General features: G+C 75.8%; 25 protein-coding genes. 3 read left to right on the top strand and 22 right to left on the bottom strand.

Annotated features, from left to right (window positions below; genetic code table 11):
- Positions 1-109: 109 nt before the first annotated feature.
- Positions 110-613 (top strand): M23 family metallopeptidase, encoded by a 504-nt coding sequence (locus JD79_RS12030; protein ID WP_110005703.1) that lies wholly within the window; start codon positions 110-112, stop codon positions 611-613.
- 70 nt (positions 614-683) lie between these two features.
- On the opposite strand, the gene whiG is transcribed toward JD79_RS12030, so the two are convergent.
- The 15 genes from whiG to rpsP all read right to left on the bottom strand — a co-directional run bounded on the left by whiG (position 684) and on the right by rpsP (position 12,073).
- The gene (gene whiG, locus JD79_RS12025; RefSeq protein ID WP_110005702.1) at positions 684-1,487 is read right to left on the bottom strand and encodes an RNA polymerase sigma factor WhiG; all 804 of its coding nucleotides are present in this window, start codon (positions 1,485-1,487) and stop codon (positions 684-686) included.
- Between the two features lie 75 nt (positions 1,488-1,562).
- Positions 1,563-2,498, bottom strand: coding sequence for a tyrosine recombinase XerC (locus JD79_RS12020; RefSeq protein ID WP_110005701.1), 936 nt, complete (start codon positions 2,496-2,498; stop codon positions 1,563-1,565).
- Positions 2,499-2,579: 81 nt separating this feature from the next.
- Entirely contained in the window at positions 2,580-3,824 is a 1,245-nt protein-coding gene (gene dprA / locus JD79_RS12015; protein WP_110005700.1) for a DNA-processing protein DprA, read from the bottom strand.
- On the bottom strand, positions 3,821-5,341 hold the full coding sequence (locus JD79_RS12010; protein ID WP_110005699.1) for a YifB family Mg chelatase-like AAA ATPase: 1,521 nt from the start codon (positions 5,339-5,341) through the stop codon (positions 3,821-3,823). Before JD79_RS12010 ends, dprA begins: the two co-directional genes overlap by 4 nt.
- Entirely contained in the window at positions 5,338-5,697 is a 360-nt protein-coding gene (locus tag JD79_RS12005; protein WP_110005698.1) for a YraN family protein, read from the bottom strand. The genes JD79_RS12010 and JD79_RS12005 overlap by 4 nt, the downstream gene beginning before the upstream one ends.
- 131 nt (positions 5,698-5,828) lie before the next feature.
- Positions 5,829-6,149, bottom strand: a complete 321-nt coding sequence (locus JD79_RS12000) for a DUF2469 domain-containing protein (protein ID WP_110005697.1) — start codon at positions 6,147-6,149, stop codon at positions 5,829-5,831.
- Positions 6,146-6,886, bottom strand: a complete 741-nt coding sequence (locus tag JD79_RS11995) for a ribonuclease HII (protein ID WP_245900047.1) — start codon at positions 6,884-6,886, stop codon at positions 6,146-6,148. The genes JD79_RS12000 and JD79_RS11995 overlap by 4 nt, the downstream gene beginning before the upstream one ends.
- A 237-nt stretch (positions 6,887-7,123) precedes the next feature.
- Positions 7,124-7,837: a response regulator transcription factor gene (locus tag JD79_RS11990; protein ID WP_110005695.1), complete on the bottom strand. Its 714-nt coding sequence runs from the start codon at positions 7,835-7,837 to the stop codon at positions 7,124-7,126.
- A 245-nt stretch (positions 7,838-8,082) separates the two neighbouring features.
- On the bottom strand, positions 8,083-8,985 hold the full coding sequence (gene lepB / locus JD79_RS11985) for a signal peptidase I (protein WP_110005694.1): 903 nt from the start codon (positions 8,983-8,985) through the stop codon (positions 8,083-8,085).
- Between the two features lie 87 nt (positions 8,986-9,072).
- Positions 9,073-9,429 carry a 50S ribosomal protein L19 gene (rplS, locus tag JD79_RS11980; RefSeq protein ID WP_110005693.1) on the bottom strand — a complete coding sequence of 119 codons (357 nt, stop codon included), beginning with the start codon at positions 9,427-9,429 and terminating at the stop codon, positions 9,073-9,075.
- 179 nt (positions 9,430-9,608) lie between these two features.
- On the bottom strand, positions 9,609-10,094 hold the full coding sequence (locus JD79_RS11975) for an NUDIX hydrolase (protein WP_245900046.1): 486 nt from the start codon (positions 10,092-10,094) through the stop codon (positions 9,609-9,611).
- Positions 10,095-10,113: 19 nt separating this feature from the next.
- Positions 10,114-10,851 (bottom strand): tRNA (guanosine(37)-N1)-methyltransferase TrmD, encoded by a 738-nt coding sequence (trmD, locus tag JD79_RS11970; RefSeq protein ID WP_110005692.1) that lies wholly within the window; start codon positions 10,849-10,851, stop codon positions 10,114-10,116.
- On the bottom strand, positions 10,848-11,372 hold the full coding sequence (gene rimM / locus JD79_RS11965) for a ribosome maturation factor RimM (protein WP_110005691.1): 525 nt from the start codon (positions 11,370-11,372) through the stop codon (positions 10,848-10,850). The genes trmD and rimM overlap by 4 nt, the downstream gene beginning before the upstream one ends.
- 17 nt (positions 11,373-11,389) lie before the next feature.
- Positions 11,390-11,626 (bottom strand): RNA-binding protein, encoded by a 237-nt coding sequence (locus JD79_RS11960; protein WP_093579987.1) that lies wholly within the window; start codon positions 11,624-11,626, stop codon positions 11,390-11,392.
- A gap of 3 nt (positions 11,627-11,629) precedes the next feature.
- Entirely contained in the window at positions 11,630-12,073 is a 444-nt protein-coding gene (rpsP, locus tag JD79_RS11955) for a 30S ribosomal protein S16 (RefSeq protein WP_110005690.1), read from the bottom strand.
- Positions 12,074-12,231: 158 nt separating this feature from the next.
- Between rpsP and JD79_RS11950 the strand changes: the two genes are divergently transcribed.
- Positions 12,232-12,627, top strand: coding sequence for a VOC family protein (locus JD79_RS11950; protein ID WP_211307944.1), 396 nt, complete (start codon positions 12,232-12,234; stop codon positions 12,625-12,627).
- Here the strand turns inward: JD79_RS11950 and JD79_RS11945 are convergent.
- On the bottom strand, positions 12,600-14,360 hold the full coding sequence (locus tag JD79_RS11945) for a proline--tRNA ligase (RefSeq protein ID WP_245900045.1): 1,761 nt from the start codon (positions 14,358-14,360) through the stop codon (positions 12,600-12,602). The two genes, JD79_RS11950 and JD79_RS11945, sit on opposite strands and share 28 nt — an antisense overlap.
- A gap of 159 nt (positions 14,361-14,519) precedes the next feature.
- Here JD79_RS11945 and JD79_RS11940 point away from each other — a divergent pair, with 159 nt between their 5' ends.
- Positions 14,520-15,113, top strand: a complete 594-nt coding sequence (locus JD79_RS11940; RefSeq protein ID WP_110005688.1) for a hypothetical protein — start codon at positions 14,520-14,522, stop codon at positions 15,111-15,113.
- Between the two features lie 6 nt (positions 15,114-15,119).
- Here JD79_RS11940 and JD79_RS11935 read toward each other — a convergent pair whose 3' ends face one another.
- The 6 genes from JD79_RS11935 to JD79_RS11910 form a co-directional block, all read right to left on the bottom strand.
- The gene (locus JD79_RS11935) at positions 15,120-16,202 is read right to left on the bottom strand and encodes an amidohydrolase family protein (RefSeq protein WP_110005687.1); all 1,083 of its coding nucleotides are present in this window, start codon (positions 16,200-16,202) and stop codon (positions 15,120-15,122) included.
- On the bottom strand, positions 16,199-17,770 hold the full coding sequence (ffh, locus tag JD79_RS11930) for a signal recognition particle protein (RefSeq protein WP_110005686.1): 1,572 nt from the start codon (positions 17,768-17,770) through the stop codon (positions 16,199-16,201). Before ffh ends, JD79_RS11935 begins: the two co-directional genes overlap by 4 nt.
- Positions 17,771-17,874: 104 nt before the next feature.
- Positions 17,875-18,063 (bottom strand): hypothetical protein, encoded by a 189-nt coding sequence (locus JD79_RS11925; RefSeq protein ID WP_110005685.1) that lies wholly within the window; start codon positions 18,061-18,063, stop codon positions 17,875-17,877.
- 90 nt (positions 18,064-18,153) lie between these two features.
- Positions 18,154-20,538, bottom strand: a complete 2,385-nt coding sequence (locus JD79_RS11920; RefSeq protein WP_110005684.1) for a [protein-PII] uridylyltransferase — start codon at positions 20,536-20,538, stop codon at positions 18,154-18,156.
- 99 nt (positions 20,539-20,637) lie between these two features.
- Positions 20,638-20,976, bottom strand: coding sequence for a P-II family nitrogen regulator (locus JD79_RS11915; RefSeq protein ID WP_110005683.1), 339 nt, complete (start codon positions 20,974-20,976; stop codon positions 20,638-20,640).
- The gene (locus tag JD79_RS11910) at positions 20,973-22,307 is read right to left on the bottom strand and encodes an ammonium transporter (RefSeq protein WP_110005682.1); all 1,335 of its coding nucleotides are present in this window, start codon (positions 22,305-22,307) and stop codon (positions 20,973-20,975) included. The genes JD79_RS11915 and JD79_RS11910 overlap by 4 nt, the downstream gene beginning before the upstream one ends.
- Positions 22,308-22,554: the final 247 nt, after the last annotated feature.

Here is a 22,554-nt window from a genome sequence, read left to right as displayed (position 1 = left end):
ACCGGACAGCATACGCGGTGCCCGGGGTGCTCCTCCCCCGCCGCCGGGCCGGTCCACAGGCCGGCCGCGCGGGACGGCCGGCGAGGAGGGGACGGCGAGGCTCGGGAGCGTGCCCGCCCGCCTGCTGCTCGTCATCCTGCTGGCCTGCGCCGCCGTGCTCGCGCCCGCCCCCGCCGTCGCCGAGCCGGCCGTCCCGGCCGCCGTGCCGTGGACGTCGCCGCTGGGCGATCCGCCGGAGGTCACCCGGCCGTTCGCTCCCCCGCCCTCGCCCTACGGCCCCGGGCACCGCGGCGCCGACCTGGCCGGCGTCCCCGGCGCCGTCGTGGCGGCCGCCGGTGACGGCGTCGTCGTGTTCGCCGGGATGGTGGCGGGGCGGCCGGTGGTCAGCGTCGACCACGCCGGCGGGCTGCGGACGACGTACGAGCCGGTTGACGCCGTCGTCGCGGCCGGGCAGGCGGTGGCCCGCGGCGCTCCGCTCGGGTGGCTGCTGGCCGGGCACGAGGGGTGCCCGGCCACCGCGTGCCTGCACTGGGGCCTGCGCCGCGGCGAGGTCTACCTCGACCCGCTGTCGCTGCTGCGCCCGCCGCGGGTCCGCCTGCTACCGCTCGGGTGAGGCCGTGAGCACCTCGGTGACGTGCTCGACGGTCGGGAACGGTCTGGCTCGAGGACGCCCGCCCCCGGGCTCAGGCGATGTCGGCGAGCTTGGTGCGCAGGTGCAGGACCGCCTTGGTGTGCAGCTGGCAGATCCGGCTCTCGGTGACGCCGAGGACGCGGCCGATGTCGGCCAGGGTGAGGCCCTCGAAGTAGTAGAGGCTGACGACGACCTTCTCCCGCTCGGGCAGCTGCTCGACGGCGCGGGCGAGCAGCTGGCGGGCCTCGCCGTGCTCGGCCATCGCCTGCGGGTCGAGGGCGTTGGCGTCCTGCAGCGTGTCGACCAGCCGGGGGGCGCCGCCGTCGTCGTCGGTGAGCAGCTCGTCGAGGGCGACCACGTTGACCAGGGAGAGCTGGCCGAGGAACTTGCGCACCTCCTCGACGTCCATCTCCATCGCCGCGGCGATCTCCTCGTCGGTGGGGCTGCGGCGGAGCCGGCTCTCCAGCGCGGCGACCGTCCGCTCGAACTGCCGGGCGCGCATGCGGACCGACCGCGGGATCCAGTCGGTGCTGCGCAGCTCGTCGATGATCGCGCCGCGGATGCGGGCCATCGCGTAGCTCTCGAACTTGACCTCGCGCGAGGGCTGGTAGCGGGTGATCGCGTCGATGAGCCCGAACGTGCCGTAGGAGACCAGGTCGGCCTGCTCCACGTGCGCCGGCAGGCCGCTGCCGACCCGGCCGGCGACGTACTTCACCAGGGGCGCGTAGTGGAGGATCAGCCGGTCGCGCAGCCCGGGCGCCCGGTCGGCGACGTACTGCGCCCAGAGCTCGGCCAGCGCGGCGTCGGCGTCCTCCTCGGACTCGCCGCCGATCCGGTGGATGGTCGCCTCGGGCACGTCGGCTCTCCCCGCTTCGTGGTGGCTCGGGTCCCGCGGGACCCCTCTGACTGTCTGGATCGGGTGGCGGTGGGCTCAGGCCCGCGGGTGCGCCTGCGCGTGCACCGCACGCAGCCGCTCGACGGTCACGTGCGTGTAGATCTGCGTCGTCGCGAGGCTAGCGTGGCCGAGCAGCTCCTGGACGGACCTCAGGTCGGCGCCGCCCTCGAGGACGTGGGTGGCCGCGGAGTGCCGCAACCCGTGCGGGCCGACGTCGGGGGCGCCGGGTGCGCGGGCCACCGCGGCGTGCACCGTCCGGCGCGCCTCGCGCGCGTCCAGCCGCCGGCCGCGGGCGCCCAGCAGCAGCGCCGGCCCGGAGTCGGAGGTGGCCAGCGCCGGGCGGCCGCGGGTCAGCCAGGCGTCGAGCGCGTGCTCGGCCGGGGCGCCGTAGGGGACGCTGCGCTCCTTGCGGCCCTTCCCCAGGACGCGCAGCAGCCGCCGGCCGCGGTCGACGTCGTCGACGTCGAGGCCGACCAGCTCGCTGACCCGGATGCCGCTGGCGTAGAGCAGCTCGAGGACGACGGCGTCGCGCAGGCCCACCGGCTCCTCGGCGCCGGCGGTGGACTCGACGACGGCGCGCGCCTGGTCGGGGGCGAGCACGTCGGGCAGCGTCCGGTGCGCCCTGGGGCTGACCAGCCGCTGGCCGACGTCCTCCGGGGTGTGCCCCGAGCGGCGCAGCCAGGCGGTGAACGACCGCGCGGCCGCGGCGCGGCGGGCCGTCGTCGCGCGGCTGGCGCCCCGGGTGCGGCCCTGGGCCAGCCAGCTGCGCAGGACGCCGAGGTCCAGCGCGTCGACCTGCGTGCCGCCGCGGCGGGCGAGGTGGTCGAGCAGCCAGACGGCGTCGGTGACGTAGCCGCGGACGGTGTGCGCGGACAGGTCCCGCTCGTCGAGCAGCGCCCGCTCGTAGCCCTCGAGCGCGGCGGCCAGCGCGGGCGGCAGCGCGGCGCGGGCGTCGGCGGTGCGGGCGGTCACGGTGCGAACCGTCCGACGGCGCCGACCGCCGGTCAAGGCGCCGCGCCGATCGGTTGCCCGCCACGGATGCACCGCCCGGCGTCAGCCCCGCTCCCGCGGCGGCGCCAGCCGCCAGCCCGTGCCGGTCCACTGCACCAGGTCGGCCAGCTCCAGCGCCGGCAGGACGCGCACGGCCTCCAGCGGGTCGCACCCGGCGACCGCCGCGAGCCGCTCGGCGCTGACGCCGGTCCGCACCGGGCAGGCGTCGAGCACCCGGCGCGCGACGTCGGACAGGCCGTCGCGCGGGGACGCGGGCCGCTCCGCCGGGGCCACCAGGTCGTCGCCGAGGCTGCCGACCGCCTCGATGACCTGCGCGGCGTTGCCGACCAGCCGGGCGCCTCCCTCGGGCTCCCGCAGCAGCTCGTGGCAGCCGACCGACATCGCGCTGGTGACCGGACCGGGGACCACCAGCACCTGCTTGCCCAGCCCGCTCGCCCGCCGGGCGGTGGCCTGGGCGCCCGAGCGCGCCGCGGCCTCCACCACCACGGTCCCCCGGGTCAGCCCGGCGATGATCCGGTTGCGGACGAGGAAGCGGTGCCGGTGCGGCGCGGCGCCGGGCGGCCACTCGCTCACCAGCAGACCCCCGGCGTCGACGATGCGCGCGAACACCGCCGAGTGGGCAGCCGGGTACGACCGGTCGACGCCGCAGGCGAGGACCACCACGGTGGGGGCCCCGGCGGCCAGCGCACCGCGGTGGGCGGCGACGTCGATGCCGTGGGCGCCGCCCGAGACGACCGTCCAGCCCCGCTCCCCGAGCTGCGCGCCGAGGTCGGCGGCCACGTGCTCGCCGTAGGCCGTGGACGCCCGCGCCCCGACGACGGCCACCGAGCGGTCGACCGTCGCCTGAAGCGGCGGGTCCCCGCGCACCCACAGCCCCACCGGCGGCACGAGGGCGGTGGTCCGGTCGCGCTGTCCCGGGTCGTCGCCGGTGTGCGCGGCGACGGTCAGCGGGTGCAGTGCCAGTGCGGGCCACTCGTCGTCCTCGGGTACCACCAGGCGGGCGCCGCAGCGGTCGGCCCGGCGCAGGTCGGCGAGGCTGGCGTCCTCCCCGGCGCGCGCACCGACGAGGGCGCGGGCCTGCTCCGGCGCCGTCCCGGCCCGCAGCGCGCGCACCGCGGCGACCGGTCCGACATCGTCGATCCACCGCCACAGGTCGACCGACCCCGGCTCCGTGGCACGGGTGAGCCAGGCCCGGGCCCGCCGCAGGGCCGGCGCGGCGGAGCCCCCGACGGCGGCGGGACCGGCGAGGGCGTCCTCGAGGTCCTCGTCGAGGGTCGGCGCGGTCACGCGGCCACCCGCTGCAGCCGCATGCCCAGCGCCTCGGCGACGTCGTCGCCGTCCGGGACCGTCCGGCCGGCCAGGTCGGCCAGCGTCCAGGACACCCGCAACACCCGGTCCAGGCCGCGGACCGACAGCAGGCCGCGGTCCAGCGCCCGCTCGGCAAGCGCCAGCGCCGGGCGCGGGACCGGCCAGCGCTCACGCAGCAGCCGGCCCGGCACCTGGCTGTTCACCAGCAGCCCGGTGCCGGCCAGCCGGGCGGCCGCGGCCCCTCGTGCGGCGGACACCCGCGCCGCCACCGCGGCGGTGGGCTCCGGCGCCGCGCCGGCACCCATCCAGGCGGCGCGGGTGACCGGCGGGAGCTCGACCCGCAGGTCGATGCGGTCGAGCAGCGGGCCGGACAGCCGCGACCGGTAGCGGCGCCGCTCCAGCGGGCTGCAGGTGCACGCGGCGTCGCCGGCCGCGCTCGCGCACGGGCACGGGTTGGCCGCCAGCACCAGCTGGGCGCGGCACGGGAAGGTCGCCGAGCCGGCGGCCCGGCTGATCGTGACCTGCCCGCGCTCGAGGGGCTGGCGCAACGTGTCCAGCGTCGCCCGGGGGAACTCGGGCGCCTCGTCGAGGAAGAGCACCCCGCGGTGGGCGCGGCACAGCGCGCCGGGGCGGATGGCGCCGGAGCCGCCCCCGACCAGGGCGGCCATGGTGGCCGTGTGGTGCGGCGCCTCGAAGGGCGGCCGGCTCAGCAGCGGCGCGCCCGGCGGCAGGGTGCCGGCCACCGAGTGGATGGCGGTGACCTCGAGCGCGGCCCGCTCGTCGAGCACCGGCAGCAGCCCGGGCAGCCGCTCGGCGAGCATCGTCTTGCCCGCGCCGGGCGGTCCGGTCAGGAACAGGTGGTGGCCACCGGCCGCGGCCACCTCGACCGCGCGCCGGCCCGCGACCTGGCCCACCACGTCACCGAGGTCGGGCGCCGGCGCCGGCGGGGGCAGCGGACCGCGCCGGTGGGCCGGGAGCCGGTGGCGGCCGGACAGGTGGCCGACGAGGTCGCCGAGCGTGCGCGCGGCGAGCACCTCGACGCCGTCGACCAGGGCCGCCTCCTCCGCGTTGCCCGCTGGGACCACGACGGTGGCGTGCCCGGCCCTGGCGGCCGCCAGCACCGCCGGCAGGACACCGCGGACCGCGCGGACGGAGCCGTCGAGCCCCAGCTCGCCGAGGAGGACCAGCCCGTCGGCACTGTCGGCCGGCAGCGTGCCGGCCGCGGCGAGCACGGCGGCGGCCAGCGCGAGGTCGAAACCGCTCCCCTGCTTGGGCATGGCGGCCGGCGACAGGCCGATGGTGATCCGGCGCATCGGCCACGACGCCCCGGTGTTCACGACGGCGGCGCGCACGCGGTCGACCGACTGGCGCACCACGGCGTCGGGCAGGCCGACCAGCACCACCCCGGGGACGCCCGCGGACATGTCCACCTCGACCTCGACCATCTCCCCGGACACCCCGGCGAGGCCGACCGACCACGTGCGGGCCAGCGTCACGAGAACGCCCCGCGCAGGTGGGTCACCAGCGCCGGGGCGGCCGGCCGCACGAGGACGCCGACGACGTCGAAGCGCAGGTCGGGCGCGTGCTCGTCGTGGGCGGACAGCCACCGCTGGGCCAGCAGGCGCAGCCGCCGCTGCTTGACCGGGGTCACCGCCTCCACGGGATGGCCGAAGCCGGTCGCCCGGCGGGTCTTGACCTCGCAGAAGACGATCGCCGTCCCCTCGCGGGCGACGATGTCGAGCTCGCCGTCGCGGCAGCGCCAGTTGCGGTCGAGGACGGACAGTCCGGCGTCTGTCAGGTAGACCGCGGCGATGGTCTCCCCGCGGCTGCCGAGTTCGGTGGTCGTGGACACCCGCCGACCGTGACGCGGGACGGGACCCGCGACCGCCCGGGACGGCGGTCTGTGGACGGCGACGCGGGTTGTGGACGGCGCGGACGCCCGCGTCGGCCGGAGCGGTCAGCCTCCCGGGCGTGCGGTGCGGATCAGCTGAGCCGGGGCCCGTCGGGCAGCTCGAGGTCGGGCTTGTCGAGTTCCTCGACGTTGACGTCCTTGAACGTCAGCACGCGGACGTTGCGGACGAAGCGCGCCGGCCGGTACATGTCCCAGACCCAGGCGTCGGAGAGCTTGAGCTCGAAGAACACCTCACCGCCGGCCTCGCGGACCTGCAGGTCGACGGAGTTGGCCAGGTAGAAGCGCCGCTCGGTCTCCACCACGTAGGTGAACTGCCGGACGATGTCCCGGTACTCGCGATAGAGCTGCAGCTCCATCTCGGTCTCGTACTTCTCCAGGTCCTCGGTGCTCATCGCGGCTCTCCGGAGACGGTGCGCATGCCCCCATCATCGACCATGCCGCCGGGACCGGTGAGCTGGAGCTCCCGGACGGCGTGTGCATCGCGTGCGCGGACGACGTTGACGAACCGCGACCGGTGCTCGGGACAGGGCCCGTGACGCTCGAGGGCGGCGCCGTGCGCCTCGGTCGTGTAGCCCTTGTGCACGGCGAAGTCGTACTCGGGGAAGCGCTCGTGCAGGTCCATCATGATGCGGTCGCGGGTGACCTTGGCCAGCACCGAGGCGGCGGCCACGCAGGCGGCGACGCGGTCGCCCTTCCACACCGCGAGGCTGGGCACGCCCAGTCCGGGCACCGGGAAGCCGTCGGTGAGGACGTAGTCGGCCGGCGGGTCCAGCGCGGTCACCGCGCGGCGCAGCGCCTCGAGGTTGGTGACGTGCATGCCGCGGGCGTCGAGCTCGGGCACCGGGATCACCACCACCGACCAGGCCACCGCGCGCTCGACGACCTCGTCGTGGACCCGGTCGCGCGCGGCGGCGGTGAGCAGCTTGGAGTCGGCGAGCCCGGGGACGCGGCCACGCCGTCCGGCGGGCAGCACGCAGGCGGCGGCCACCAGCGGTCCGGCGCAGGCACCCCGCCCGGCCTCGTCGGCACCGGCCACGGAGGCGAAGCCGCGCCGGCGCAGCGACCGTTCCATGTCCCACAGCGCGTCGCCGCCGGCGACGTCGGGACGACGGGTCCGGACCGCCGGCACAGCGGCGGCCCGGTGGGCGGGGGGAAGACGTCCGGCCATCGCCGTCCGACAGTACGACGCCCCACCGACGGGCCGGCGGGGACGTCGAGCCGGGGGCCGGGCAGGGCGCCGGACGGGCGGCGGAACGACCACGGGCCGGTCCCCGGGGTCAGAGGGGACCGGCCCGTGGACCGGTGCGGGCCCGAGCCCGCGGGCCGGACCGCCGAGGAGGCGGACGGTCCGGCAGGGGGGCCTCCCTCAGACCTCCGCAGGGGCCGGGGCGGCGGCGTGGGCACCGCAGGTGCAGGAGGCCGAACCGCGCGAGGAGAGCACGAGGGAGACCGCGTGCGCCCGGTCGCGGGCACCCAGCTTGCGCAGGATGGCCTTGACGTGGGACTTGACGGTGTCCTCGCTGATGAACAGGTTGCGGCCGATCTGCCGGTTGGACTGACCCTGCAGCAGCTCGTCGAGCACGTCCTGCTCGCGGCGGGTCAGCGGCACCTCGGGGGTGAGCGGCTTGCCGGCCGGGGCGGCGGCGGGCTCGACGCGGCGGATCTGCGGGTCGACGACGGTGCGGCCGGCGCGGGCGGCCAGGATCGCCCAGCCGAGCAGGGTCGGCGAGGTGTTGAGCATCAGGTAGCCGCGGACACCGGCGGCGACCGCCTCGTTGACCACGGCGGGGTCCTCGGAGGTGGCCAGGGCGACGACGGCCACCCGCGGGAAGCGGCGGCGCAGGTCGCGGACGACGTTGAGGGTGGCGGCGCGACCGGCGCCCATCTCGACGACCACGGCGTCGGGCCGGGCGGTCTCGACGAGGGTCAGGGCGCGGCGCAGCTCGCCGGGGGTACCGACCGACTGCATGCCGGCGGTCTCGTTGACCATGCTGACCAGGCCGCGCCGCAGGACGGGGGCGTCGGCGAGGAGGAGCACGCGGGTGACGCCTCGGGTAGCGCTCGCCAGGGGTGCGGACACGACTTTCTCCATTTCGGTGGACCGGGTGGCTCTCGACTACTCCATCGGGATGAATGGCGCACACCTTGAACACTTCCTGGGGATTTTTTCTGTACCGCCTATTGGTTGCCCCGGTCACAGGGAAAACACCGAGTGGTAACCGGCTCCGGGATGTCGACATGGGGACGCCATTTCATGGAATGGCGCGGGAACGACGACGGCGCCGCCCCTCGGGGAGGGACGGCGCCGTCGGCGGGCGGGGGTGGTCAGCCCGGTGGCGGGCGCAGACGGCGGCTGCGGTTCCACGCCGCGACCGGCAGCGCGCCGACCAGGCCCGCGCCCAGCGGCAGGTACTGACCGACCGTGCCGGAGACGCCGGCCGCCTCGGTGCCCTGGATGTCCGGGTCGTCGAGGGTGCCGAAACGCGAGACCGGCCAGACGATGAGCGCGGCCTTGCCGATGACGTCGTCGACGGCGATGGTGCCGCTGTAGCGGTCGCCGACGTGCGACCGGGAGTCGGCCGACGCCGACCGGTGGTCGCCCATCACCCACAGCCGGCCCTCGGGCACGACCACCGGGTCGAAGGCGCGGTTCTCCAGCGGGGTGTTCTCGAAGATGTAGGGCTCGTCGAGCGGCTGCCCGTCGACGGTCACCCGGCCCTCGGCGTCGCAGCACTGCACCGTCTGACCGCCGGTGGCGATGACCCGCTTGACGTAGTCGTCCTCGCTGGGCGGTGCGACACCGACGGCGCGGCCGAGCCACAGGAGGGCGCCGGTGAACCAGTTCGACGGCTCGGACACCTCGACCTCGGGCGTCCACGTGTCCGGCCCCTCGAACACCACGATGTCGCCGGGCTCCGGCTCGCCGAACCAGTACGGGATCTTGTTGACCAGCACCCGGTCACCGGTGCAGCCGGTGCAGCCGTGCAGCGTCTGCTCCATCGACCCCGAGGGGATGAAGAACGCCTGGGCGAGGAACGTCTTGACCAGGAGCGCGAGCACGAAGGCCACGAGCAGCAGCACGGGCAGCTCGCGCAGCAGCGAGCTCTTCTTCTCCGGGGCGCCCTTCGGCCGCCGCCAGGCGCGGTGTCGTCCGGTGGCCGGCTCCTCGGGCGTGGGGTCGTCCCCCGGGACGACGTCGGCGGGCCCTCCGGACCGGTCGCTGCTCATCGGGAGTCAGCGTACGGCCGCGGAGGACCCGCCGTGGTCAGGCCGGGTCGTCCCGGCCAGGAGTCGACCGGGGAGAGCCGGGCGCGGTCAGCGCGCGACGGTCTCGCGGCGCTCCTTGATCTTGGCGGCCTTGCCGCGCAGCTCGCGCAGGTAGTACAGCTTGGCGCGGCGGACGTCGCCGCGGGTCACGACGTCGATCTTCTCGACGACTGGGGTGTGCACCGGGAAGGTGCGCTCCACGCCCACGCCGAAGCTGACCTTGCGGACGGTGAAGGTCTCGCGGATCCCGCCGCCCTGGCGCCGGATGACGACGCCCTGGAAGACCTGGATGCGCGAGCGGTTGCCCTCGACGACGCGGACGTGCACCTTGACGGTGTCCCCGGGGCGGAACTCGGGGATGTCGTCGCGCAGCGAGTCGGCGTCGAGTACGTCCAGGGTGTTCATCGCGGCATTCCTCGGTCTCAGCAGTGGCTCGTCGTCGGTCCGGGCAGCGGGACACCCCGCGCTCCGGACCAGGGGGCTGCGACTCCGGGGACCCGTGGGCGGGCGCCTCCGGTCTGCAGCGACTCTCTACTGTGCCACATCCGCGCGGGCCTGCCGAGTGCGGCCCCGGTGGGCGGGCGTCAGTCGACGACGCGGGGTGGCCGGCGCCACGGTCCGGCGAGCAGCTCGGGCAGGACGTCGGCGAGCTCGCGCGGCGCGAACCCGACGTCCGCGGCGGCGATCTCCGCCGTCGTCCACCAGCGGTGCGGCTCCTCCCCCAGCAGCTCCAGCTCGGTGCGGCCGGTCGCGTCGACCTCGTGGACGACGTCGCGCAGGACGAAGAAGGTCTCCCGCGAGTCGACGTCGACGCCGGCGAAGGGGCCCACGTGCCGGCGCAGCCAGACGGGGCCCTCCAGCGCCGCCGGGTCGACGACCAGGCCGATCTCCTCGGCCAGCTCCCGGGCCGCGGCCTGGCGGACGGTCTCGCCGTCCTCCACCCCCCCGCCGGGCGTGTACCAGAACAGCACGTCTCCGGGCGGGACCGCGGGGTCGGTCAGCCGGGCGCCGAGCAGGAGCACCCGGCCGTCGGGGTCGAGCACGACCACCCGCGCGGTCGGCCGGACCACGGCCCGGTCCACCGCACGGTCAGGCACCGTCGAGGGCCGCCCGGTCGGCCGGGGAGAGCACGTCCTCCGGCAGCGCGGCCAGCAGGTCCGGACGCCGGGTCGCGGTGCGCCGCAGGGACTCCGCGCGCCGCCACCGGGCGATGGCCGCGTGGTCGCCGGAGAGCAGCACCGGCGGCACGTCGAGCCCGCGCCACGACGCCGGCCGGGTGTAGGACGGCCCCTCGAGCAGCCCGTCGGCGTGCGAGTCGAACTCCACCGACTCCCGGTTGCCCACGACGCCGGGCAGCAGCCGGGTGACGGCCTCGACCATGACCAGCACCGCGGACTCCCCGCCGGCGAGCACGTAGTCGCCGATCGAGACCTCCGACACCGGCCCGGCCCCCGTGGCCCACTCGGCCACGCGCTGGTCGATGCCCTCGTAGCGGCCGCAGGCGAAAACCAGGCCGGGCTCGGCGGACCACTCGGCGGCGACGGCCTGGGTGAACGGGCGACCGGCCGGCGTCGGCACGACCAGCCGCGTGCCGGGCGGGCGCACGGCCTCCAGCGCCCGTGCCCACGGCTCGGGGCGCATCACCATGCCGGGACCGCCGCCGTAGGGGGCGTCGTCGACGGTGCGGTGGACGTCGTCGGTCCACTGCCGCAGGTCGTGCACGCCGATGGCCACCAGGCCGCGCTCGGCGGCCCTCCCCAGCAGGGACTGGCGCAGCGGGGCGAGGTACTCGGGGAAGATCGTGACGACGTCGACGCGGAAGGTCACAGGTCGAGCAGCCCCTCCGGCGGGTCGACGACCACGACGCCACCGGCGACGTCGACGGTCGGCACGATCGCCGAGACGAACGGCACGAGCAGCTCACCGCCGTCGACCCGTGCCACGACCAGCAGGTCGGCGCCCTCGTGGCGGACGGCGCGCACCTCGCCCAGCGGCGTGCCGTCGGGCAGCCGGACGGCCAGGCCGTGGAGCTGGTGGTCGTAGTAGTCGTCGGGGTCCTCGAGCGCCGGCAGGTCGGCGACCGGGACCTCGAGCAGGGTGTCGCGGAGGGCCTCGACCTCCTCGCGGGAGTCGTAGCCCTCGAAGGCCAGCAGCAGCACCTCGCGGTGCCAGCGGGCGCCGGCGACGGTCAGCGGACCGCGGTCGGCCGGGTCGGTGCGCAGGACGGCGCCGGGGACGAACCGGCCGTCGGGGTCGTCGGTGCGGACCTCGATCGTCGCCTCACCACGGACACCGTGGGGCCGGCCGATGCGGCCGACCACCACGGTGTCGTCAGGAGTGGGTCCCACGTCCGGGACGCGAGGGCTCAGCGCCCGTCGGTGTCGACGACGTCGACCCGCAGGCCGCGGCCGCCGACGCCGGTCATGACGGTGCGCAGCGCCTTGGCGGTGCGCCCGCCGCGGCCGATCACCTTGCCGAGGTCGTCGGGGTGGACCCGCACCTCGAGCGTCTTGCCGCGACGGCCGCCGACCATGTCGACGGTGACGTCGCGCGGGTGGTCGACGATGCCCTTGACCAGGTGCTCGAGCGCCTCTTCGAGCACGGCTTACTCGGCGGCGGGCGTCTCGGCCGCGGCGTCCGCGGGAGCGGCGTCCTCGGCCTTGGGGGCGGCCTTCTTCTTCGGGGTGGTGGCGCCGGCGGCCGGCTCGTCGCCGTTGCCGCGGACGGCCTCCTCGTAGAGGGCCTTGCGGTCGGGCTTGGGGGCGGCGACCTTCATGGGCGGCGGGGCCGGCTCGCCCTTGAACTTCTGCCAGTCGCCGGTGACGCGGAGGATGGCCGCGACCGGCTCGGTGGGCTGGGCGCCCACGCCGAGCCAGTACTGCGCGCGCTCGGTGTCGACCTCGATGAAGGAGGGGTCCTCCTTCGGGTGGTACTTGCCGATCGTCTCGATGACGCGGCCCTCGCGCTTGGTGCGCGAGTCGGCGACGACGATGCGGTAGTACGGAGCACGCATCTTGCCCAGACGCATGAGCTTGATCTTGGTGGCCACGGTGGCTCGGATTCTCCTCGAACGCTGTTCGTCGGTGCTCGCCGGACGGACGCGTGGGGTTACGCCGGGGCGGAGCCAGGGACACGGCCGGCGTCGGTGAGAGGGCCGCGCACCGCCGTGTTCGACCGACCATGATGCCAGATGCCGGGAGGCGTGCAGTGACCAGCCGGGGTCTGCTCCACCACGTCGAGCTGTGGGTGCCCGACCTCGACCGGGCCGAGCGGTCCTGGGGCTGGCTGCTGACCGCACTCGGCGCGCGGCCGTACCAGTCCTGGGAGCACGGCCGGTCCTGGCGGCTCGGCGGGGTCTACGTCGTCGTCGAGCGCTCGCCCGACCTGTCCGCGGACACGCACGAGCGCCGCCGGCCGGGCCTCAACCACCTCGCGTTCCGGGCCGGCACCCCCGCCGACCTCGACGCCCTGGTGGCCGCGGCACCGGAGCACGGGTGGCGGCTGCTGTTCGCCGACCGCCACCCGTTCGCCGGCGGCCCGGACCACCGGGCCGCCTACCTCGAGGACGCCGACGGCTACGAGGTCGAGCTCGTCGCCGACTGACCCCGGACGGCGGCCAGGACGGCGGCCGCGGCGTCGGCCACCGGGACCTCCGCCCGCTCCCCCGTCGCCCGGTCGCGCACCTCGACGACGCCCTGCGCCAGCCCGCGGCCGACGGTGACGATCGTCGGCATCCCGAGCAGCTCGGCGTCCTTGAACTTCACGCCCGGCGACACCTTCGGCCGGTCGTCGTACAGGACGGTCAGGCCGGCGCCGACCAGCTCGTCGGACAGCCGCTCGGCGGCCTCGAACACCGCGGCGTCCTTGCCGGTGGCGACCAGGTGCACGTCGGCCGGGGCGATCTCGCGCGGCCACACCAGGCCCAGCTCGTCGTGCGTGGACTCGGCGATGGCGGCCACCGCGCGGGAGACGCCGATGCCGTAGGAGCCCATCGTGACCGTGACGAGCCTGCCGTTCTCGTCGAGCACCTGCAGGCCCAGCGCGTCGGCGTACTTGCGGCCGAGCTGGAAGATGTGCCCGATCTCGACGCCGCGGGCCAGCTCCAGGGGGCCGGAGCCGTCGGGCGCGGGGTCGCCGGGCAGCACCTCGGCCGCCTCGACGGTGCCGTCCCAGGAGAAGTCGCGGCCGGCCACCAGGTCGAACACGTGCCTGCCGGGCTCGTTGGCGCCGGTGACCCACCGGGTGCCGGGGACGACGCGGGGGTCGACGAGGTAGCGGACGCCCGACGGGCTGTCCTTCCCGAGCACCTGCGGTCCGATGTAGCCCTTGACCAGCGCGGGGTGCGCGTCGAAGTCGGTGAACGGCTCCACCTCGGCCGGCGCGACCTGCGCCTCGAGCCGCTTGGCGTCGACCTCGCGGTCGCCGGGGATCCCGACGACGAGCGGCTCGCGCGCGCCGTCGGGGTGCACCAGCGTGACGACGACGTTCTTCAGCGTCGAGGCCGCCGTGTACCCGGCGTCGGGGAACAGCTCCCGGGCCACGGCGACCAGCGTCTCGATGGTCGGGGTGTCGGGGGTGTCCTCGACGTGCGCCTCGGGCAGCCCGTCGAGCGGGACCGGCTCGGGGACGACGGTGGCGACCGCCTCCACGTTGGCCGCGTAACCGCCGGCCGAGCGCACGAAGGTGTCCTCGCCGATCTCGGTGGGGTGCAGGAACTCCTCGCTCTTCGAGCCGCCCATCGCCCCGGACATCGCCGAGACGATCACGTACTCCAGGCCCAGCCGGTCGAAGATCCGGATGTAGGCGGCGCGGTGCGCGGCGTAGGAGGCGTCCAGGCCGGCGTCGTCGACGTCGAAGGAGTAGCTGTCCTTCATCGTGAACTCACGGCCGCGGAACAGCCCGGCCCGTGGCCGCGCCTCGTCCCGGTACTTGGTCTGGATCTGGTACAGCGACAGCGGCAGGTCCTTGTACGACGAGTACAGGTCCTTCACCAGGAGCGTGAACATCTCCTCGTGCGTGGGGCCGAGGAGGAAGTCCGCGCCCCGGCGGTCCTGCAGCCGGAAGAGGTTGGGGCCGTACTCGGTCCAGCGGTTCGTCGCCTCGTAGGGCTCGCGCGGCAGGAGAGCCGGGAAGTGCACCTCCTGGGCGCCCATCCGGTCCATCTCCTCGCGGACGACGCGCTCGACGTTGCGGAAGACGCGGTAGCCCAGCGGCAGCCAGGTGAACCCGCCCGGCGCGGCCCGCCGGATGTAGCCGCCGCGCACGAGGAGGCGGTGGCTGGGCACCTCGGCGTCGGCCGGGTCGTCGCGCAGGGTGCGCAGGAACAGGGAGGACATCCGCAACAGCACGGACGGAGTCTCCCAGGGCGCGCGAGCGGGTTGTGCCGCGCGGTCAGCGGTTCGCAAGGGCGTCGCAAGCACGGGCCGCGACCGTCGTCCCCAGCGAGCCGCCGTCCGGCGGGCTCGACCCGGCCGAGAGACCCCTGGAGCTCCCCCGTGCGCACGCCCCGCCGACTGGCCACCCTCCTCCTCGCCGTCTCCGCCGGTGCGGCCCTCTCCGCGTGCTCGTCACCGGTGAGCGGCACGGCCACCCCGGTACCGCAGGGCCAGGAGACCTCGACCGACCCGGCCGCCCCGCCGGTCGAGGAGGCCGGCGACACCGACACAGCCCCCAGCCCCGCGCCCGAGACCGCGCCGGGGACCTCGCCCGGGACCTCGCCCGGGACCGGGACCACCGGCGACGACGACCTGCCCGTCCCCGGCGCCGGCGTCCCCGGCGACCTGGGCCTGTGCCAGGCGGTCGTCGGCTGGTACGGCTACGCCGCCCTGTCGCTGATCTCCGTGGACGAGAACGGCCAGGTCGACCCGGCCGACGTCGTCCCGCTGCTCGAGGCGCTGCGCGACGCCCCCGCCGGCCACCAGGACGCGAGCGCGCCGCTGCTCGCCGCCGCCGACGACGTCTCGGCGGCCACCGACGAGGTGATCGACCAGCTGCAGTCGGGCACCGACACGTTCACGGCGTTCGAGTCGCTGACCCAGCCGGTCACCGACTTCGGCGCCGCGTGCACGAGCGCCGGCGTCAGCGTCTGAGCGGCGTCAGACGACCCGGCCGCGCAGCACGGTGAGGACCGGGCCGGTCAGCGTGTCGAGGTCGGCGCGCGGGTCGGCCTCGTACACCACGAGGTCGGCCGGCGCCCCCTCCTCGATGCCGGGCAGCCCCAGCCAGCTGCGCGCGGACCAGGACGCGGCGGCCAGCGCCGCCTCGGCCGGCAGCCCGGCCCGGCACAGCGCGCGCACCTCGTCGGCGATGCGGCCGTGCTCGATCCCGCCGCCGGCGTCGGTGCCGGCGAACACCGGCACGCCGGCCTCGTACGCCGCCCGGACGACGGCGCCCGACTGCGCGTACAGCCGGCGCATCGTGCTCGCGTAGGCGGGGAACCTGCGCTCCCCCGCCGCCGCGAAGCCGGGGAAGTTCTCCACGTTGACCAGGGTCGGGACGACGGCCGTGCCGCGCGCGGCCATCTCGCCGACGAGGTCCTCGGTGAGCCCGGTGCCGTGCTCGATGCAGTCGATGCCGGCGCGGACGAGGGCGGGCAGCGCGTCGGTGCCGAAGGTGTGCGCGGTGACCCGCGCGCCCTCCTCGTGGGCCGCGGCGATCGCCTCGGCCACGACGCCGGCCGGCCACTCCGGGGCGAGGTCGCCCGCCGAGCGGTCGATCCAGTCGCCGACGAGCTTGACCCACCCGTCGCCGCGCCGGGCCTGCACCCGCACCTCGGCGACGAGGTCCGCGGGCTCCAGCTCGACGGCCAGCCCCGGGATGTAGCGGCGGGTGCGGGCGAGGTGCCGGCCGGCCCGGACGATCCGCGGCAGGTCCGGCTCGTCGTCGAGGGCCCGGGTGTCCACCGGCGAGCCGCAGTCGCGCAGCGCGAGCACGCCGGCGTCGCGCTCGGCCAGCGCCTGCTCGCGCAGCCCGGCGACGTCCGCCACGGGCACCCCGCCGCGGCCGATGCCGACGTGGCAGTGGGCGTCGACCAGGCCGGGCAGCAGCCACCCGCCGCGGGACACGGTCTCCGCCCCGGGCACCGGGTCGAACGTCACCCGGCCGTCGCGGACCCACAGGTCGCGGTGCTCGCCCTCGGGGAGGACGACCCCGGAGAGGTGGAGGTCCGGCGCCCTCACCGCCCGGGCCGCTCGTCCCCGAACTTGCTGAAGTCGAGCTTGCTGAGGTCCGGCAGCGCCTGGCCCGGGGGCAGCGCGGGCAACCCGCCCGGGAGGCCGCCGCCGGGGAACCCGGCACCCGGCGGCAGGCCGGGGGCGCCCATCGGCCGGCGGGCGGGGGCCTTGCCCTTCCCGCCCTTCTTCCCCTTCTTGCCCTTCGCCGACTGGGCCTGCATCTGCCGGCCGCGGGCCTTCTTCGACATCGGGCCCATGCCGGGCAGGCCCATGCTGCCGGCCATCTGGCCCATCATCTTCTGGGCCTGCGCGAAGCGCTCCAGCAGCTGGTTGACCTCGGTGACGGTCACGCCCGAGCCGTTGGCGATGCGCACCCGGCGCGAGGCGTTGATGATCTTGGAGTCGACGCGCTCCTGCGGCGTCATCGAGCGGATGATCGCCGCGGTGCGGTCGAGGTCGCGGTCGTCGACCTGCTTGAGCTGCTCCTTCATCGCGCCCGCGCCGGGCAGCATGCCGAGCAGGTTGGCGATCGGGCCCATCTTGCGGATGGCCATCATCTGCTCGAGGAAGTCCTCGAGCGTGAAGCCCTCGCGGCTGACGAGCTTGCCGGCCATCTTCTCGGCCTGGTCGGCGTCGAAGGCCTGCTCGGCCTGCTCGATGAGGGTGAGCACGTCGCCCATGCCGAGGATGCGCGAGGCCATCCGCTCGGGGTGGAAGACGTCGAAGTCGGTGAGCTTCTCGCCGGTGGAGGCGAACATGATCGGCTGCCCGGTCACGTACCGCACCGAGAGCGCGGCACCACCGCGGGCGTCGCCGTCGAGCTTGGTGAGCACGACACCGGAGAAGCCGACGCCGTCGCGGAAGGCCTCGGCGGTCGTGACGGCGTCCTGGCCGATCATCGCGTCGACGACGAACAGCGTCTCGTCGGGCCGCACGACGTCGCGGATGCCGGCGGCCTGCGCCATCAGCTCGGCGTCGATGCCCAGCCGGCCGGCGGTGTCGACGACGACGACGTCGTGCATCGTGCGGCGGGCGTGCTCGATGGAGTCGGCCGCCACCCGGATCGGGTCGCCGACGCCGTTGCCCGGCTCGGGCGCGTAGACGTCGACGCCGGCCTGCTGGGCGACGATCGAGAGCTGGTTGACCGCGTTGGGGCGCTGCAGGTCGCAGGCCACCAGCAGCGGCGTGTGGCCCTGGCTCTTCAGCCAGCGGCCGAGCTTGCCGGCCAGCGTGGTCTTACCGGCGCCCTGGAGGCCGGCCAGCATGATCACCGTGGGCGACTGCTTGGCGTAGCGGATCCGGCGGGTCTCGCCGCCGAGGATCTCGACGAGCTCCTCGTTGACGATCTTGATGACCTGCTGGGCGGGGTTGAGCGCCTGCGAGACCGTGGCACCGCGGGCCCGCTCCTTGAGCGCGGCGATGAAGGCGCGCACCACCGGCAGGGCGACGTCGGCCTCGAGCAGCGCGATGCGGATCTCGCGCGCGGTGGCGTCGATGTCGGCGTCGGTCAGCCGGCCCTTGCCGCGCAGGCCGGCGAAGACCTTGTCGAGGCGGTCGGAGAGTGTCTCGAACACGAGCAGTCCTCAGCAGTCACGGGCGCGTTCATGGACCCGGACGGGCCGCGCCACCTGACCCCAGGGTATCCAGCCGGGTGGGCGCCCCCGGCCGTGCGCGCCGCTCAGGCCGCGCGCCGCACCGCCGCCGCGACCACGGTCTCCAGGCCGCCGAGCAGGAACGCGCCGCCGCAGTCGGTGCACGCCCACTCGGGGCACTCGCCGTCGTCGTCGGTGTGCCCGTCGGCGCAGGGCGGCTGCTCGAACAGGCGGTCCTCACCACAGGTCGGACAGGGCCACGTCTGGGCGGTCACGGGCGCTCCCCCTCGGCGTCGTCGGTCGCGGGACCGGTCCGTCCCGCGTCAGCCCGACGGTCGCACGGGGCACCGACAGTCCCGGACAGCTCAGCCCGGCGTGTCGGTCCGGCCGCTGTGCGCCGGGTCGGGGACGGCGCCGCGCGTGGCGGCCGCGAGGGCGGCCTCGACGCGGGCCCGCTGCTCGGCGTCGATCGGGCAGCCCGCCGGGTTGCACACGTAGAAGTAGTCCGCGGCGTCGGCCCCGAGCGTCTCGATCCGCGCGGAGGTGACGTCGAGCCCCTCGGCGGCGAGCGCGGCCGTCAGCCGGTACAGCAGCCCGGCCCGGTCCCCGGCGCGCACCTCCACGATGCTGGTCGCCTCCCCGCTGACCTCCGAGTCGTGCCAGGAAATCCGGGGGGGCGCCGAGCGGGCGGCGTCCTGCCGGTAGTCGGCCTCGCGCTGCCGCAGCCGCTCGGCCAGCGGCAGCGTCCCCTCCAGGGCCGCGCGGACGGCGTCGACGAGGATGGTCGGCTGCGGGGCGCGGCCGAAGCGGGGCCGCACGGCGAACACCGCGGTCGCCCGGCGGCCGGTGACGTTCACCTTCGCGGCGCGGACGTCGAGCTGGTTGAGCGCGAGGACCCCGGCCAGCCGGCTGAAGAGGCCGGGCGCGTCGGGGGCGCCGATGGTGACCTGCTGGCCGTCGGCGACGTCCTCCACCCCCACGGTCACCGCCCCGTCCTCGGCCGCCTGGGTCGCCGACGGCTCGGTGGGGTGCAGGACGGGGTCGGGCTCGGCCACCGGCGTCCCGCCCAGGTGCGCCTGCACGCGCGCCACCAGGTGAGCCACCAGGTGCGCCTTCCACGGCGACCACGCCGAGACGCTGGTGGCCGCGCCGTCGGCCTGGGCGAGCGCGTGCAGCAGCTGCAGCACCTGCGCGTCGCGGCCGATGGTGTCCGCGACCCGCTCGATCGTCGCGGGGTCGTCGATGTCGCGGCGCGTGGCGGTGTCGGGCAGCAGCAGGTGGTGGCGCACCAGGGTGCCGAGGACGGCGACGTCGGCCGGGGCGAAGCCCATGCGCGCGGCGACGTCGGCGGCGATGGGTTCCCCCACGACGCTGTGGTCGCCGGGCCAGCCCTTGCCGACGTCGTGCAGGAGTGCCGCGACGAGCAGCAGGTCGGGACGGTCGACGTCGCGGGTGAGCTCGGCGGCGGCCGCGGCGGCCTCGACGAGGTGCCGGTCGACGGTGAACCGGTGCCACGGGTGGCGCTGCGGCAGCGACCGCACCCGGTCCCACTCCGGCAGCAGCCGCGACAGCAGCCCCTCCTGGTCGAGCTGCTCCAGCACCGGCACCGCCGACCGGCCGCTGGCCAGCAGCCGCAGGAACGACCAGCGGACCTCGGCCGGCCAGGGCTCGGGCACTGGCGGGGAGTGCACGGCGAGCACCTTGAGCGTGTAGGGCGAGAGCAGCAGGTCCTCGCGGGCGGCCGCCGCGGCGCCGCGCAGGACCAGCCCGGGGTCGGCGGCCGGGCGCGCGTCGCGGGCGAGCACCACCTCGTCGCCCTGGCGCACCACGCCCTCGGCCAGCGGCTCCCGCCGCACCCGGCGGTAGCGGGCCCGCGGGCGGCGGACCAGCGCGGCCTCCACCCGCCGCCAGGTGTCGTCGGCGACGAAGGCCAGCCGGCGCCCCGCGAGGCTCACCTCGCGCAGCAGCAGGTCCTCGTCGGCGGCGCCGTCGGTCACCAGGCCCAGCGCGGCGGCGACCGGGCGCTGCTCCTGCCGGACGAGGACGTCGGTGGAGCGGCCCGAGCGGCGCCGGAGCTCGTCGCGGACGTCGAGCAGGAAGGAGTAGGCCGCCCCGACCTCCGCGGAGGGCTCGTCGACCAGCTGGGCGGCGGCCACCGCGCGCAGCACCTGCCCCTCGCGCAGGCCGCCGTAGGCCTCCTTGAGGTCGGGCTCGAGGAGGAAGGCCAGCTCGCCGACCTGGCGGGCCCGGCCGCGGCGCAGGTCGCGCAGCTGCGGCAGCAGCCTCGACGCCGCCTGCCGCCAGCTGGCCAGGGTGGCGGTGCGCAGGGACGCGGCGAGGCCGGCGTCGCCGGCGACCAGCCGGGCGTCGAGCAGGCCGAGGCCGGCCTTCACGTCGGTCGAGGCCACCGACACCGCCTCGGACACCGTCCGCACCGAGTGGTCCAGCCGCGCTCCGGCGTCCCAGATCGGGTACCAGATGGCGTCGGCGAGGGCGGCCACCTCCGGGCGGCCGTCGTGGACGAGCACGAGGTCGAGGTCCCCGTGCGGCGGGGGCTCCCGCCGGCCGAGGCTGCCGACGGCCACGAGCGCGATGCCGTCGGTGCCCGTCCGCGGCGGGGTCGCGCCGCGCGACTGCCGGGGCGGGGGCGTCCCGGCGACGGCGTCGGCCAGCAGGCCGCCCAGCCAGGCGTCGAGCAGCCGCACCCGCTCGGCGCGGGGCAGGTCGGGCAGGCTCCTGAGGTCGGGCACGGGATCCCCCCTGGGTGGTGGCGGGCAGGACGGCGTCGGCCGGGGCGGTGGGGGCCTCCCACCACCCCGGCCGACGGTCGATCTCCGGTCAGGTCCGGTTCAGAGCGCGTCCTCGCCGCGCTCGCCGGTGCGGACCCGCACGATCTCGTCGATCGTGGTGACCCAGACCTTCCCGTCACCGATCTGGCCGGTGGAGGCCGACTCGACGACGGCGTCCACCACGCGGGCGGCGTCGATCTCGCCGACGACGACCTCGATGCGGACCTTCGGCACGAAGTCGACCTGGTACTCCGCGCCGCGGTAGACCTCGGTGTGGCCGCGCTGGCGGCCGAAACCCTGCACCTCGCTGACGGTGAGCCCGGTGATCCCGATCAGCTCGAGGGCGTTCTTCACGTCGTCGAGCTTGAAGGGCTTGATGATCGCGGTGACGAGCTTCATGCCAGGGTCCTCTCGGTGTTGCGGGCCTCGGCACGCGCCTGGCCGGCCAGTGGGGCGGTGGAGCCGCTGCTGCCGAGCGAGGCGAAGTCGTAGGCGGACTCGGCGTGCGCGACGGTGTCGATCCCGGCGACCTCGTCCTCCTCGGTGATCCGGAAGCCGATCGTCTTCTGGATCGCGAACCCGATGACCAGCGTAAGGACGAAGGAGAAGACCAGGACGGCGACCGCGCCGACGGCCTGCCGCCAGAGCTGGTCGACGCTGCCCCCGAAGAAGAGGCTCTCCACGCCGGCCGGGGCGTCGGGGTCGGCCAGGAACCCGATGGCGATGGTGCCCCAGAGGCCGCCGACGAGGTGCACGCCGACGACGTCGAGGGAGTCGTCGTAGCCGAGGCGGTACTTCAGGCCGACGGCCAGGGCGCAGAGGGCACCGGCGATGACGCCCAGGACGATCGCGCCGATCGGCGAGACCGCCGAGCAGGCCGGGGTGATGGCGACCAGGCCGGCGACCGCGCCCGAGGCGGCACCCAGCGAGGTGGCGTGCCCGTCGCGCACCTTCTCGGTGAGCAGCCAGCCGAGGATCGCCGCGGCGGTCGCGGCCAGGGTGTTGACCCAGGCGACGGCGGCGGTGTTGTTGGCGGCCAGCGCCGAGCCGGCGTTGAAGCCGAACCAGCCGAACCACAGCAGGCCGGCGCCGAGCATGACCAGCGGGAGGTTGTGCGGCCGCATCGCCTCGCGGCCGAAGCCGCGGCGCCTGCCGAGCACCAGCGCGAGCGCGAGGCCCGCGGCACCGGCGTTGATGTGCACCGCGGTACCGCCGGCGAAGTCGATCGCGGCGAGGTCGTTGGCGATCCAGCCGCCCACGTGGCCGGCGTCGGTGTCGAAGTCGAACACCCAGTGGGCGACCGGGAAGTAGACGACCGTGGCCCAGAGGCCCGCGAAGACCATCCAGGAGCCGAACTTGGCGCGGTCGGCGATGGCGCCGGAGATCAGCGCCACGGTGATGATGGCGAAGACCGCCTGGAAGCCGACGAAGGCCATCGACGGCAGGCCGCCCGCCTCGCTGGTCGTGTCCTCCATCAGGCCCGCGAGCCCGAAGAACTCGCCCGGGTCGCCGAGCAGGCCGGCGCCGACGTCGTTGCCGAAGGCGACGGAGTAGCCGTAGAGCACCCAGAGCACCGTGATCAGCGCGAGGGCTCCGAAGCTCATCATCATCATGTTGAGGACGCTCTTCGCGCGGACCATGCCGCCGTAGAAGAGCGCCAGGCCTGGGGTCATCAGCATCACGAGCGCGGCGCTGACGAGGATCCAGGCGGTGTCGCCGGTGTTGACCACGGCAACCTCCTGAGGTGGGTCGTGGGCCGAGGGCCGCAACGAGGGGAACGGGCCCCGGCGGGCCGGGGTCGGACGGGTCGCGGTCGCCTCCGTCCCTGGCGGCGACGCGGCGTTCACGGTGCCGGGCGGGTGTTTCCGGGGACGTCGTCCACCTGTTTCGGCGCGGTGAACTCCGCGCCGCGTGTCCCGGAGGCGTGTGACGGCCGTGTTGCCGGCGGCGTGGGCGTGTCCGCCGTCACTCCCCGCC

Source organism: Geodermatophilus normandii (assembly GCF_003182485.1).
Lineage (GTDB): Bacteria > Actinomycetota > Actinomycetes > Mycobacteriales > Geodermatophilaceae > Geodermatophilus > Geodermatophilus normandii.
This window is presented reverse-complemented; position numbering and strand designations above follow the sequence as displayed.